The 14187-nt window shown below is 39.1% G+C and carries 16 protein-coding genes and 1 pseudogene; 16 read left to right on the top strand and 1 reads right to left on the bottom strand.

The features are described 5' to 3' along the window. Positions 1–132 precede the first annotated feature (132 nt). The 16 genes and pseudogenes from MHH57_RS17235 to MHH57_RS17160 all read left to right on the top strand — a co-directional run bounded on the left by MHH57_RS17235 (position 133) and on the right by MHH57_RS17160 (position 13033). Positions 133–567 (top strand): hypothetical protein, encoded by a 435-nt coding sequence (locus MHH57_RS17235; RefSeq protein ID WP_016324600.1) that lies wholly within the window; start codon positions 133–135, stop codon positions 565–567. 112 nt (positions 568–679) lie between these two features. Then, on the top strand, positions 680–1075 hold the full coding sequence (locus MHH57_RS17230) for a DUF2569 family protein (RefSeq protein WP_342434328.1): 396 nt from the start codon (positions 680–682) through the stop codon (positions 1073–1075). A gap of 270 nt (positions 1076–1345) precedes the next feature. Continuing rightward, positions 1346–2707, top strand: coding sequence for a caspase family protein (locus tag MHH57_RS17225; protein ID WP_209950159.1), 1362 nt, complete (start codon positions 1346–1348; stop codon positions 2705–2707). Between the two features lie 294 nt (positions 2708–3001). Then, on the top strand, positions 3002–3640 hold the full coding sequence (locus tag MHH57_RS17220) for a hypothetical protein (protein WP_209950160.1): 639 nt from the start codon (positions 3002–3004) through the stop codon (positions 3638–3640). 180 nt (positions 3641–3820) lie between these two features. Then, positions 3821–4063 carry a hypothetical protein gene (locus MHH57_RS17215; protein WP_013372314.1) on the top strand — a complete coding sequence of 81 codons (243 nt, stop codon included), beginning with the start codon at positions 3821–3823 and terminating at the stop codon, positions 4061–4063. Beyond that, the gene (locus MHH57_RS17210) at positions 4064–4441 is read left to right on the top strand and encodes a retropepsin-like aspartic protease (RefSeq protein WP_013372313.1); all 378 of its coding nucleotides are present in this window, start codon (positions 4064–4066) and stop codon (positions 4439–4441) included. 251 nt (positions 4442–4692) lie between these two features. Beyond that, positions 4693–4878 (top strand): hypothetical protein, encoded by a 186-nt coding sequence (locus tag MHH57_RS17205; protein ID WP_324279572.1) that lies wholly within the window; start codon positions 4693–4695, stop codon positions 4876–4878. A gap of 272 nt (positions 4879–5150) precedes the next feature. Continuing rightward, a complete protein-coding gene (locus MHH57_RS17200; RefSeq protein ID WP_069010396.1) occupies positions 5151–6191 on the top strand; it encodes an iron-siderophore ABC transporter substrate-binding protein in 1041 nt (346 codons plus the stop codon). A gap of 1 nt (position 6192) precedes the next feature. Then, complete coding sequence (locus MHH57_RS17195) at positions 6193–6969, top strand: (2Fe-2S)-binding protein (protein WP_342434327.1); 777 nt, start codon at positions 6193–6195, stop codon at positions 6967–6969. Positions 6970–7077: 108 nt separating this feature from the next. After that, positions 7078–8799 (top strand): helix-turn-helix domain-containing protein, encoded by a 1722-nt coding sequence (locus MHH57_RS17190; RefSeq protein ID WP_264216042.1) that lies wholly within the window; start codon positions 7078–7080, stop codon positions 8797–8799. A 102-nt stretch (positions 8800–8901) separates the two neighbouring features. Further along, entirely contained in the window at positions 8902–9060 is a 159-nt protein-coding gene (locus tag MHH57_RS17185; protein WP_203055986.1) for a hypothetical protein, read from the top strand. A gap of 151 nt (positions 9061–9211) precedes the next feature. Further along, the gene (locus MHH57_RS17180) at positions 9212–9304 is read left to right on the top strand and encodes a putative holin-like toxin (protein ID WP_238438013.1); all 93 of its coding nucleotides are present in this window, start codon (positions 9212–9214) and stop codon (positions 9302–9304) included. A 269-nt stretch (positions 9305–9573) separates the two neighbouring features. After that, positions 9574–9924: pseudogene (locus MHH57_RS17175) on the top strand (hypothetical protein). A gap of 223 nt (positions 9925–10147) precedes the next feature. Beyond that, positions 10148–10516, top strand: a complete 369-nt coding sequence (locus MHH57_RS17170; RefSeq protein WP_029515456.1) for a hypothetical protein — start codon at positions 10148–10150, stop codon at positions 10514–10516. A gap of 515 nt (positions 10517–11031) precedes the next feature. Beyond that, complete coding sequence (locus tag MHH57_RS17165; protein ID WP_342434326.1) at positions 11032–11718, top strand: hypothetical protein; 687 nt, start codon at positions 11032–11034, stop codon at positions 11716–11718. A gap of 859 nt (positions 11719–12577) precedes the next feature. After that, a complete protein-coding gene (locus tag MHH57_RS17160) occupies positions 12578–13033 on the top strand; it encodes an NUDIX domain-containing protein (protein WP_029515453.1) in 456 nt (151 codons plus the stop codon). 243 nt (positions 13034–13276) lie between these two features. Here MHH57_RS17160 and MHH57_RS17155 read toward each other — a convergent pair whose 3' ends face one another. Continuing rightward, positions 13277–14026 carry an SDR family NAD(P)-dependent oxidoreductase gene (locus tag MHH57_RS17155; protein WP_341039697.1) on the bottom strand — a complete coding sequence of 250 codons (750 nt, stop codon included), beginning with the start codon at positions 14024–14026 and terminating at the stop codon, positions 13277–13279. Positions 14027–14187 lie beyond the last annotated feature (161 nt).

Here is a 14187-nt window from a genome sequence, read left to right as displayed (position 1 = left end):
TGCATCGGACATTCGTCCTCGGTCCGGCAGTCGCCGGACACCCAGCATGCGCTAGGTCATGAATACAAGAACGTTATATGAAAGATCGGTAGACCTTTAAAAAGAGAAGAATTAGAAAAGGGGATAATAAAAATGGATGAAATTTACTTTTTAAGACATTACCTCTCGTCTCTCAGGTATCGATGTTCAAAAGCAATTCTAAATGCTCCAAGTAATTACCCGAATTATGAGCTCGGTAACGGTGTAAGAACTCCAATTGAAATTTTGGCACACATGTCTGATGTCATAAGATATGCCCAATCCGTTTTTGATAACCAAGTACAACTTAAGAAAGAATCAGGAAACTGGAATGACGAAGTACAGACATTTTTTAATGAGCTGCATAACTTAGACAATTTAATGAAATCAAATGGAATACCAAACAAAGATAGAATTATCGAAAAACTGATTCAAGGACCATTATCAGATGCAATGACACATGTTGGTCAATTGTCAATGATAAGAAGAATGGCTGGAGATTCAATACCTGGAGAGAATTTCTTTATTGCTGAAGTAAAGGTTGAATAGTTATTTTAAGGTGGTGGGGCGTCGTGAATACAACAACGTTATCTGAAACCAATGCTCAATGCAAATAAAAGACAAAATTAAGGAGCCAATAATGCAATTATCTCAGAATAGTATGAGTGGAATTAAAGGCTGGCTGCTTTTCTTTGTGATCTATTCTTTTTATCTACTTATAAGTAATTTAATAGGTCTTTATTTCGAATTTTATGTTTATATGTTAGTTGGAACAATTGGTTGGAATCTTGCTAGAACTATTTCTGTCGGAATATATTTATTTTCTGAAGTCTTAATTTTTGTTTCTCTAGTGCTTATATTGAAGAAGAAAAGGAAAGGACCAAATATAATAATTCAAATTGAAATAATCACTATAATATTTGGATTTTTAAACTTCATTCTCACAATTAACAAAATAGATGAACTCCCAAGTTTAATCTCTACAATTATTTTTGGATCAATATGGATTTTGTATTTTAAAAACTCAAAACGAGTCAAAGCAACATTTGAAAGTTAATCAAGAAGGCATTGGCATCAGATAACAAAATATTCACGCATCGGGCCATTCGGCCCTCGGTCCGGCAGAGACATTTTGGGGGAGTGGAAGCAGCCGGACAACCCTGCACTGGCTAAGTCCGTCGGACCCGGCGCGTTCGCTCCTTAAGCCAGTGAGGGTTCGTGAATACAAGAACGTTATCTGAAAGATCTGCCCCAGAGAGAGTGAAAGTATTATATTCGCAACGTCCTGTTGCTCGAAGAAATTATACAGATTCATGGGTGGTGTTTTATGAATTCAGGATTTCATGGGAATACATTCGCAGTAATAATAGCAGTGGAAAATTATCAATTTAGAATCAAGACAGTTGATTATGCGAGGAATGATGCAATAGCATTTCAACAATGGCTTATAAATAATCTTAAAGTACCTCAAGAAAATATTAAGCTTTGGCTTGATGTTGATGCGACAAAATCCGCGCTTAATGAAGAACTTCAATATGAGATATCAAATCTTACTGAAAGTGATCGATTTATTTTCTATTATGCTGGTCATGGATTTTATGATGGAGGATATAACAAAATAACAACGTGGGACACTCACCCAAATAATATACAAGAAACTACTGTTTCACTAAACCGAATATTAATGGAGCCACTAAGAAACTCAAGATGTAATCAATGTTTGATATTTATAGATGCATGTGCGAGTTATATTGATGAGCAATTAGTTAGCAGAGATTTTATTGCTGATATGAATACCAAAGAGTTTAGCGATTTTGTGCGATCAAGCAATTATAGAGCTATGTTTCTGTCATGTTCACGTGGAGAGAAATCATACGGTAGTCCAGAACTAGAACATGGAATATGGACACATTTTCTGATAAAGGCATTAAATGGAGAAGCCCCCGAAGCAGTTGAACGTGAACGATTTATTACTAGTACATCATTGCAGAATTATTTAGGAAAAATAGTTCCGGATTATATTAAATCTAGTACAGACATAAGAGGAACTCAAAAACCATGGGCCGAAGTCTCTAGCTCAAATACATTTATTATTTATGAAGTTTCAGGAGCTAATTCTGAAGTAAGTAATAATTATATTGATTTTATATTTATTCCTGAAAGGCTTATTATTGATTTTGAAAATGACTTGATAATTGCTCATCTTAGAGGTCTCGAGAATGATGGAAGACATTTTCCAATGTATGATTATGAAGGATTGAAAGAAATAGATGTAGAGGCGTATTGTATAAGGATTAGTAAGGTTAAGAATGAAATAAGAAAGATATTAGAAGAAATTATGGATTTTCTAATGGAGTACGAGTGGGAGGAAGAAGTTATATTTGAGAGAAGTGATGATAAATTCAACATTAGTGCATTTCTTTACGAAGATGACAAAACGAGAGAAATAACTGTTTCTCTGGGGCTATCCTTAAAAATTTCAGGCCTACACCCAATGGGTGATACAATATTTAATTCTGAATTCGACGTTGCTAATGATGAACTTAAAATATATACAGATTCTAGTGATTACAATGTAGAGGAAGTAGAGATTCAAGAAATCTTTTCGGATTGCTGGGATGAAATTAGAAGATATTTTTTGCTTGAAAAGGAAATTGAAAAAGAATTATTAAATGAAATTGACGAGTAAATAGATATTCAGTTGAAATATATTATAACATTAGTAATTAAATGTGGGTCGACGTCCTGTCTTAATTCGGAGATGTGGGGCAGATCCATCAGATAAAAACATATTCACGCTGCAGCTCCTGGCGGAGACTTGATCTGCCCGAGGCATTTCGAGGAAGTGAAGTCAGGCAGATAACCCTGCGAACCTAAGTCTGCAAGCGAACCCGCCCGGTCAAGCCGGCCTTAAGGTTCTCGGGTTCGAGAATACAAGAACGTTAAGTGAAATCACCTAAATACTAAATTGGAGGTTGATCTTATGGAATTTTCTGAGGTGATTGATTTTCTAAGTAATGATAATAGTTATTGGAGTTCTCGTGGACATGAAGAAATAGATATACCATTTGATGTTACGCCTTCAGAATACTTGTCCTTTGCTGAATTTGATTTAGAATCGGGAACTGAAAAACACAGTTTAATAAATGCTCTCTCAAATGCAAAGAGATCTCTTGACTGCCAAATTGATTGTTTGATGATTGCATTCGGTTTTTTTGGAAATTCAAAAAAATGGAATGTACCTAAGAAGATAGAGACTTTAAAAAACTTAGGAATTATTGCTCCTAGAATATTAAATAAAATAAATTCTGTAAGGAATTTAGTTGAACATGAATTTGTTGTTCCAAATAAAGAACAAGTGTCAGACTTTATAGATATTGTTGCACTATTCAATGCAAGTACAGAAAAACATATTTTTAATTTCCCGGGAGATAGTCAAATAGAACACGGTTTAATAAAAGAAGTTTTTCTAGATATCAAGTTTAAACGTAACCAAAGAAACATAAAAATAGAAGTAAGAGAGAAAGGTGTAACAGATAGACAGATATTTAATATTGATTCAAGTCATGATAATTATATAATTTTTATGAAACATTATATTGAGAATTTTTCTAAATCGTGACGAATATAACTCGAAGATAAGTGACTTTACTTAAACAATATACTCACGCACCGGGCATGTACCCTCGGTCCGGCAGAGGCCAGACATCCCAGCATTCGCTAGGGTTGTGAATACAGGAACGTTAAGTGAAATTCTAATTAAATGATATAATGTAACCATAAAAGGACAGGAGGGATTAATGTGAAGTGGCAAGAAGTACAACAAATCTTCCCGAATCAATTTGTAAAGTTTGAAATTCTTCATTTCGAAGAGACAGAAAATAAAGAAATCATAGATGACGTCGCTGTGATTGGTCCTGTAAGTGACGAAGAAGCAACAAGAGAGTTGTTGAATAGCCGAGACAAAACCTTGGTTTATCATACTTCTAAGGACCAGGTCATTGTGAAGGTTCGGAAGAATGTTGGTTTAAGGAGAAATCTATAAATGAAAATTGAATATAGGGATGGGCTGTTGTTCACCGAAATAACAGTCCATTTTAATGGAGAAAAGAAAGTCATAAATAACATAGTTATTGACACAGGAGCAAGCCATACATTGATTTCACAGGATGAAGTAGATGATATTGGGATTCAGGTCGGGATGGATGACGAAATCATAACAAGTTACGGAATTGGAGGGAAAGAACACGCATTTTCCAAACGGATCAAGGGAATACAGGTAGGAGATTTTATTTTAAGAGATGTACTCATAGATTTTACTTCATTTAAATATCACAATATCAACGGATTATTGGGATTAGACATATTGGTAAAAGGCAAATTCAATGTAGATCTAGAGAACTTTAAACTCTCTCGTTCATAAAGCCATTAAATTTAAAAAGGTTATTCAAAAAAAAGTTGAACTTCACTTAACACAATATTTACACTATGTTTTCGATGGAACCTTGGTCTGCGGGATGAGTTTCGGAGAGGAATTTCAGCAGACACCCCCTAACGGGTTCATAAATACAAGAACGTTATAGGAGATACTTGATAAAAGGAGAAAGCAAAATGTTTTAGAAATATCTGCGGACGAAAGGGTATTAAAGATAGATGTTTCACCGAATATGGCTTATGAATCCAAAGGAACATTTTATGAGTTTCCACATTCAGAATTTAATGAAGAGCATCCACAAATTTATCATACAAACCTCTGTTGTAGTTTCAATGGAACAAATGGATATGGAATGTACATTGACGCAAGAGGTAGAAATCAATGAAAAGAAAAATATTCTTTTGAAGAAAATGAAGATCAAATAGTTGTTGCTAGATTAGAAATAACGGAACTCCCAAATGAATGGAAAGAAAAAATGGGAGATTCTTGGTTTTATTGGCTTGATACATTAGACGATGATTATGCAGTAATTAGTAAAAGAGCTGATAGAATTGTAAATGAAGATATAGCGGTTTACATGTCGCATTAGTCCGGCTGAAATGTCGCAAAAGTACATGGTAACGCGATGTGGAGATATATTATACTCGCCTTATATTTCGATAATGAAAATCATTATCATACATAAGGAGGATTCACCATGAATAAAGGAACAAAGAGGCAAGCTGCCGGAAGCATGGCACATGCTAACCATAAATCACGATTTTTAATGGGCTGGATGCTGGCCCTTGTTCTTGTACTGACGGCTTGCGGTGCCGGAGCAGGTACAAATGGCGGCAATGAGTCTGCTACAACTCCAACGGACACGCCTTCGAATGGAGCGTCTCAGACTGCCGGAGCCTTCCCGGTTACGATCTCGCATATGAAGGGTCAGTATACGCTTAACGAGAAACCAAAGAAAATTGCTGTGCTTGATGTCAAATTTCTGGATCAATTGCTAGCCGTTGGCGAGCAGCCGGCAGGCAGTGTTATCGCTGAAGGCAATACCACATTTCCGGAATATTTAGGCGATAAGCCGGGTGACGTACAGGTTTTAGGTACACGGGACAAGCCCAATCTGGAAGCGATTGTAGCATTGGACCCGGATCTTATTTTAATGACTGATTTTCAAGAGAAAGAGTATGAGAGTGTAAGCAAAATAGCACCCACAATCGTACTTGACTTCTACGAGGATTGGCGAGATACGTTAGCTACGGTGGCTGCGATCACAGGTAAGCAGGCAGAGGCAGAAACTGTGCGTAAGGCTTATGAGGACAAAATTGCAGGACTGAAGGAGAAGCTGTCGGAGAAGTTGGGAGAGGAAACGGTAGCACTTATTCGTCCGAGAAAAGAAGGCATTCGTGTTCATGGTCTTGAGCATCGAACAGGCGGCATTCTGTATGAGGATTTGGGCTTAAAAATGCCTGCATTAGTCCAGAAGATCAAAGATGATACCTCCGTTGAAATCTCGATGGAGAAAGTTCCTGAGATTGGTGCAGATCATTATTTTGTTCTGTCTGATGAGTTGTTTGCGGCAGAGGCAGAGGCTTTGGATAGCAGTTCAGTATGGAAATCCCTTGATGCAGTCAAAAATAACCGTGCATATGATGTTAATTCTACACTTTGGATCGCTTATTATGGCCCACTTGCAATTAATATTATTGTAGATCAGGCATCGGAAGCACTGTTGGGATCGAATTAAAATGGACCATTATCTATCGACTGACTTATGGCAGCAAACGGTGGATGAACACTCGATTCGGCTTGGTGAGCCATCTGAAGATAATGTCCGTATTATTGCTTTGAGTCAACTACATGAAGAAGCTGCATGCCGAGAGTATTTAAGCTGGCTTCAAGAGTATATTGGTGCGCCTGACATGAGGGTAGCTGCTTCGATGTTAGCTAAGCGAATCGGCTACCTGTGGATTGCTCCGTTGCTGACCGCGATGACCGTTCATCATCAGCATGTTTCTTTTCGGCTAGACAACAGCTTTCTCTATCATCCGACGCTCACAGCTAATGAGGGGGGGACGCATTTTCCTTTTCTAGCTATGAACGGGCTTCGGGCAGAAGCACTAACTGGAGACAGGGAAGTGTGGCGGGAAAAGGTGGTAAAGGAGATGTTTGCGTTACACCTTGCACCGCTGTTAAAGACGCTTGCTGCGATTGCTCCTCTTTCGATGAGTATCCTTTGGGAGAATATCATGATACGCATTGTCCCATTATATACTCCTGAAGTAGACAATGCTGAGCAAGAAAGTCAGCACATCCAGGCAGATTTTTCATATCTGACGCAAGGAGCGCCCGGGCATTTGTTCGGTGTAAAAAGAAATCCGTTCACCCGGTTCACAAAAAATAAGGACAGCATTCCAGCCGTGAAAAGCAAGCGTACCACCTGTTGTTTTTATTACCGGATGTCAGGGGAATATTGCAGAAAATGTCCGAAAATTGACAATGAGAATAATTCTCAATTAAAATGACAACAGCAACAATTTTAGTTTGCTAACAGGCCTGGTTGTAGTTAATTGGTTAATCCTAGTCATGTGAGTCACTCTAGCAAAGGATGCTATTGTCAGGAGATGAGAGAAATGCCGCTACAAGAACAGACAAGTCTATGGAGTGATACAACGATCAAGATGCTTGACGAGTATAGCGGTACTTTGCAGACAGGCAGTGTTCTTCGCGAAACGGAATTAACTTCGAATGTGTTGTTGCTGGCATACGGAGGGGAAGGGGAGCTTGCAATGAATGGTGAGGTTTGCCACATTGGAGCTTCTTTTGCTGGTCATGTTGTTAAGGGGACATCCTTAACGCTGACGGCCAGATCAGACGACATTTATTATATCGTGATCATGTACAAGGCTTCTTCTATGGAGGGAGCCTCTCTTGTTTTGCCTTCATATCGAAAACATCCGTTGCGCACTTCATTTGTGCAAAATTCGGTAACCCAAGCAGAATGGATCGAGAATGCAGAAAAAATTGTTGCCAAATGGCGTCGTGGCGAAGGGATGGAACGTTTTCATGCCAATGCGTTGCTTCAGGGCATGATCTACGAACTGATCATGGATTACGAACGTGATCAGGGAGGAGAAGCGTCTGACATGGTGGATGTTGTCGCTTCATATATAGCGTCGCATTATCGCCAGAATCTGGAGCTTAAAGAGCTGGCAGCCCTTGCTGGATGCAGCTTAAGACAGCTGCAGCGACGATTCAAACAAGAGAAGCAGCTCGGACTGACTGAGTATGTCATTCAGTTGCGCATGGAGAGTGCATCGCGGATGCTGCGTCACACGGATGCTCCCATCGGTGAAATTGCTGACAGAATGGGCTATCGCGACATGTATTATTTCAGTAGGGCGTTTAAGAAATATTATGGCATCCCTCCGCTGCGTTATAGGCTTGATGCCGCTTCGAAAACAGATATAGACTATGCTCATTCCTTGCAGCGGAACCGCACAGCTTCTTCATATGAGTCGGCCCAAGGCTCGGTGATATGCCATATGCGAGGGGAATACTATGTTATCGGATCTCCGAAGCGTATCGCTGTACTCGATGTGCAATATGCTGATCATTTGCTTGCGCTGGGGCTCTCTCCAGCAGGTAGTGTAGGACTAGGCAATGCAGTGTTACATTTCCCTCAAACGATCAGGGCAGGACTTCAGAATACTGAATTACTCGGAACATATGAGTACCCCGACCTGTTTGCAGTGGAGCGACTGTCTCCGGATCTAATTATTTGCACCGAGGTACATGAGCCGCACTATGAACAGTTAAGCCGGATCGCTCCAGTTCTCATGTTTAAGCGCAATGAAAACTGGCAGACTATTTTGACTCTTTTCGGTGAACTGACAGGCAAACGAGAAGAGGCAAAGCGTATTATAACGGATTATCACCGACGAACCACATTGCTGTCCGAAGAACTTGCTCCCGTTCTGGCAGGCAAGAGCGTGGCACTGATCCGTCCGCTGGATTCTCTGGTTCGCGTGCATTCTGCCTCTCATCGTACAGGGGCTGTGCTGTACCATGATCTAGGTCTGCCTGTTCCGTTATTTGTGGCAGATACCTCCGACACGGCCTATCACATCTCAGTTGACAGACTACCGGCTGTACACGCCAGCCATTACTTCTTGCTTAGCCATGAACTCATGCAGGAGGGAATATCCGCAACAGAGCAACGTGTCTGGGGAATGCTTGATACCGTTGAGCGCCAGCACATACACTCGGTCGATGCCGCGACATGGATTGGCTGTTATGGACCCACAGGCATCAATGGCATTGTGGATCAGATCGCTCAGGCTTTGTTGGCTTGATGGGAGAAGAAGTTGCTACTTGTGCGCATAGAGATTTTAACAGGAACTAAAGACAGTTCATCTTTGCCTTATGTCATAGAGGGAAAGTTGAACTGTTTTTTTATGGCCAATCCATCAGATAACATCATATCCACGCATCGGAGCCTGGCGGTTCCTCGGTCCGGCAAAGAGGATTGCCAGGAAGTGGGGGCAGGCGGACACAAACGCACGGCGGCCGCTCATTTCGTTCGCATAAGTCAGAGGGACATCGTGAACACATAAGCGTTATATGCTAGAAATGATGGACAACAGATAGAATAAAAGAAAAATGCAAGAAAATAGATGGGAACACTTGTTTGCAGGAGTGAACACAGGTAAAATATAGATACAATTGACTCTTGGGTGGGTATGGTTTTCCTTCGAAAGTGAGACCATGGAAGTAAAAGATGCGATGACTCTAATGTTACTATTTTGGACATCTATTCTTGCACTTTTAACATGCATCAATAACAACAAGAGAAGGTAAAAAATCACCTAAAGGTTAAGAGCCGAAGGTGGGTTTTTATTATCTGAGACTTAGAAGGGAATAAACCCTCCAAGCCAATTGTAATGACCAGATGTTGACCGTAATTGGTCTTTCTTTAAGTGTGCTAACAGATGAAAAAAGATGAATTAAAGAAAAAATAAGATAAGTGAAGTGAAAAGCAAGTTAGTAAGCAAACTCATATGCGAAATACTATGCAACAATTTTAAAAATCTATTAAAACAAAAACAAGAAAATGAGGGATGTGCCCAATGACATTACAGGACCTATTTAATGAAAAACCAACTCAATTGTAAAAACAAAAGAATGGTTGAATACGGAGATGACCTTTTTACAGAAGAGAGATTATTAATGTGTGATAAAGTCCTTGATAACTATCTAAACCAATTAATATTATTACAAGAAACTAAACATCCTGAAAGTATTATGAAGGCTGTAGAAGAAATTGTAATTACGTTTAATGAATTGAATGAAAAGAACACTATTTTATTGAAACGATGGAACGTGAAGAACTGGCTGAATTTATAGATAAGGCAGCAAGACTAGCTGGATTAGAAATTGAGGAGGATCAAGATATTACAGAAGAATGGAGAGAATGGTGATGGTGAATTAAACAGGATTTCTAAGTAGATTCAATGAATTCATGGTACCTCTGTATAACATCACATCCAAGCATCGTCGCATTCGCTCCTCGGTTCGGCAGAAGTTGAGAAGCCATGAAGTAGAATCAGCCGAACATATTCGGCATACGCCGGACGTCTTGAATACAGAAACGTTATGTGAGATCAGCTAGGAATAAAAAGGCTATATTTAGGAGCAAGTACTATGAAGCGAATTTACAAGCATATCGAAGAATACACAGATCAGGAAATAAAAGATATTTTAACTCGCCGAGAAGTAGAAAAACTTATATATTTACCACTTTCAGTTGGAATGTATCATCACAATTGGAAGTTTGCTCAAGATATATGTCTTAAATCAGCGCAACATGATAATCCAAATGTAAGAGCGAATTCTGTATTGGGATTAGCACATATAGCAAGAACTAAAAAACAGTTAGATAAAAGACTAGTAAAACCAATCATTTTGAAAGAATTAAAAAATAATATAGAACATAAAGGAATAATATTAGATGCTATAAGTGATATAAATTTATTTATGAAGTGGAAACTAGCAAGGAAGCATAATTATTAGTTGACTCGAAGAAAAGCTGACCTCATATAACATCGCATCTACGCTGCGGGCGTTGCCCTTGGTTCGCTAGAAGTGGAAAGCAGAGAGAGAAGCGGGATCAGCTCACAACCCTGCGAGGCTAAGTCCGATGGACCCGGCGCTTTGCGCCTTAAGCCTCTCGGATTCGTAGATACAAGAACGTTATGCGAAACTGCTTAGAGATGGAGGAATACCAGATGTTTTTGAATTCTCATGTCTTTGAGTTAGCCAAAAAATTAAATACAGAAGAGAATCATAAGCAATGGACAGGCTTAAGAAGAAATTCTGTATTCTATGGCTTGGTCTGCTATATTAACAATTCAATTTCTTTATGTCTAAGTGATAATTATACAAGTTCAATATTGTTTTTAAGAAGAGCAACATCGGTTCAAAAGTTTTCGAAGAAGCTTCGCATAACATAATATCGGAGCCTAGGCCAGCGAGTTGGGGTTCATGCATACAGGAACGTTATTAGAAAGACTATGAGGAGGAAAATAATGAAGCTATTTCATGGAGAACAAGTCTTAATTAAAGAAAACAATCTCTTACAGCCACAAATACATACTCCTCTTGGAATAATTGAATTTTCAATCACAGTCTCTGATAACTTCTATTATCCAGAAAAAAGTTATAAACTCAAAAATGGTGGATCATTATATAAATATTATTATGATTCATTTGATTGTGAGCTAGTTGTCTGTAGACCCAAGCTCAATCTCGCTTTACATCTGACAGTAGAAGAATGTTGGGGAGCAGTTTTTAGAATAAAGCCTCATGCGAACACTCAAATAAGTACGTGCAGCTTTTCTGCTTCTTGGAAGGAGGGTTACAGTTGGACAGATTATGGATCTAATACTGGGGAAGATCTTGAAGCTGTCGAATACGAGAATCAGATATACCGTTTACACTTGGGGACACAAGACGGGGATATGTTAATGGCAAGAAGAAATCAAGGAGATATGATTCCTAAATCGCTATGTTTAAACTCTGACTTTGAAAAGCACGGTTTTATCCTAAGTTCTGATAAAGGCATTAAAATTCCTATGACACTAATTGATTCTAATGAGATATGCCAAGTACATTTTTTAGTTGCTTGGAATAAGAATATCAAAGAGGATGTTTCGACGTGGTTGGCTGTGGACCAGTTCTCAAATGAAATATTAAAGGGAAAAGAAATTTTGTAGATACCCTCAAAATTGTCATAGTTCATCTGATAACATAGTATCACACATCGGCATACGCCCTCGGCCCGGCAGAAGGATTTCGGAAAAGGAGATCACTGTAGGACACCTGAGCACTCGCTGGGATCGTGAATGTAGAATCGTTAGATGAAAGCCCCCGAATAAATAAAACCATCTAAAAAGGATGAAAAGAAAAAGTGATAAAATCTATTAGTATTGATGAATGGATTGGGACCACATTCAATGAAGAAATAGTTATGAATCCTACGTGGGCAGACACTTTAAGTTTTTTTTAAAAACTCGATGGAGATAAATTTACATTAGTTTTTTTTGAGGTATCAGATACAGATTCAGCATTGGTTGGAGGCGGACCGGAATATTTTATAGTGTCTATTACAATTGATGGTAATATATATACTCTTATGAACAATAAACAGGGAAACGGTGAAATTCATCTGGTTGCTGGTGGCCAGTTAGGCAATTATTGCGATAACATTTGTATAGAATTAATTCCTATGCTTGAAGTAATAAAGTATTTTTATGAAACTGGAAAACTACTCGAACACATAAATGGAAACGAGAATAATAATTACTTAACTCGAAAAAAGTCAACGTTATTTAACATAGCATTCAACTCATCTGGCCGGGACAAGCCCGACCCTTAGCCCGGAAGATGCATTTCGGAAGGGCGGATTCAACGGAAACATTCAACCGGCTAAGTAGCAGAGCCACCCGGACTACGTGCCTTATCCATTGACGAAAGTAGATTTTAGAAGTGAATCCGTCATATAACGTTAAATTCAAGCAGTGGCTCCTAACGGAGCCTTGGTCTGTTGAAGGATCTCAAAGGGGCGTGAAGAAATTGAATTACATAAGAGAATTAAGAGAGTTAGTAGGTACCCGACCTATAATTATGGCAGGAGCATGTGTGATTCTCATAGATGATGAGGGACGATTACTATTGCAGCAAAGAACTGACAATGGTCTATGGGGATTACCAGGAGGTTCAATGGAGCCTGGTGAGAATATGAAGGAGGTTGCAAGCCGGGAACTTTTTGAAGAGGTAGGCTTAGAAGCCGAAGAGTTAGAATTACTTGATATATTTTCAGGCCCGGAACTCTACTATCGATATCCGCATGGAGATGAAGTATATAACGTAGTTGCAGCTTATATATGTAAAGAATACAGTGGAATAATTAAAGGTGATAAAGCTGAAGTACAAGATATACGATTTTTTGATTTAAACAAGATACCTAATCAAATAAGTCCTCCCGACCTACCGATAATAACAAGATTTTTAAATGAAGTAAGATCATGAAAACATTTTTTACGTAAATCGAGGATGTCCCCGATATCACCTAACAAAGGGCTGTTTGAACTTCGGCAATTCCCTACATTATGTGAAATCAACGAAATTATTTTAAGAGGTAAACATGGGTGTGGCCGCTTGGCGCTTTTTCTTATTCCACGTGCAAGTTGCAGTAAAATGAACATGAAGTAGACGGAGATGAGTGTTTACTTCATGCTCGCTTAAATTTTTAAAAACTGAATTACAGATGGATCAATGGATCTTTGGAGGTTCAGAATTCATCAAATCGTTAAGCTGGGTCACAAAAACACCTTCGTTCGGGCCAGGGTTATTTCGAAACATTTTCGCTTCTTCCACCAGAACTTCGTCTGTATCCGTGCCAAGTATCTTTATTGTTTCATCAATGAATGAAGCAAGTGGCATCGCCCGTGGTTCATCGTTGTTGCTTTGAACCCATGGGGGTACAATTTCTATTACTTTTACCGATGTGTCTTTAAGCATGTACCTTTGGGACAGCGTATAGGTATGAAGTGCTGCCTTCGTCGCGGAATATACAGCAGTTGTCGCTAACGGTACAAATCCAAGTATTGAAGTCGTGTTGATGACAACCGCTTCTTCTTTGGACTTCAAATGCTCGATGAATGCAGAAGTCAACCGAATGGGACCTAGAAAGTTTGTCGTGACAGTCGAAATCAAAACATCCTCATCGATCACGCCTGCCGCGTTATCAGACTGTATGATGCCGGCGTTGTTAATCAAGACATTAACATCCGGGTATTCTTTGATTAACCGCTTGGCGGCCGCCTTTATGCTGGCAGGGTCTTGTACATTCAATTCCACTGCGGACATGCCGGGATTCGCTTTGATCGTCTCCTCCAGACGCTCTTTACGTCGACCGGCGATAATAACTTTGTTTCCAAGATTGTGGAGAGCTTCTGCTAACGCACGTCCAATTCCCGAACCGCCGCCTGTAATAAAAATCGTGTTTCCTGTAAGTTTCAATTTTTAAACCCTCCTAATTCAATGTGATTTAAATAATTCCAAAGATTGTAAAACAATAGATTTCATGATTACAGCTCCACTAAAATTGAACATATGTTGAATCATCAACATAAATTTTATAAAGTGAATGTATCAGAGCGGTATATGGGGTTCAATGGTTA

This window comes from Paenibacillus sp. FSL H7-0442, from assembly GCF_038593105.1.
In the GTDB taxonomy this organism is placed as follows: Bacteria; Bacillota; Bacilli; order Paenibacillales; family Paenibacillaceae; genus Paenibacillus; species Paenibacillus polymyxa_D.
This window is presented reverse-complemented; position numbering and strand designations above follow the sequence as displayed.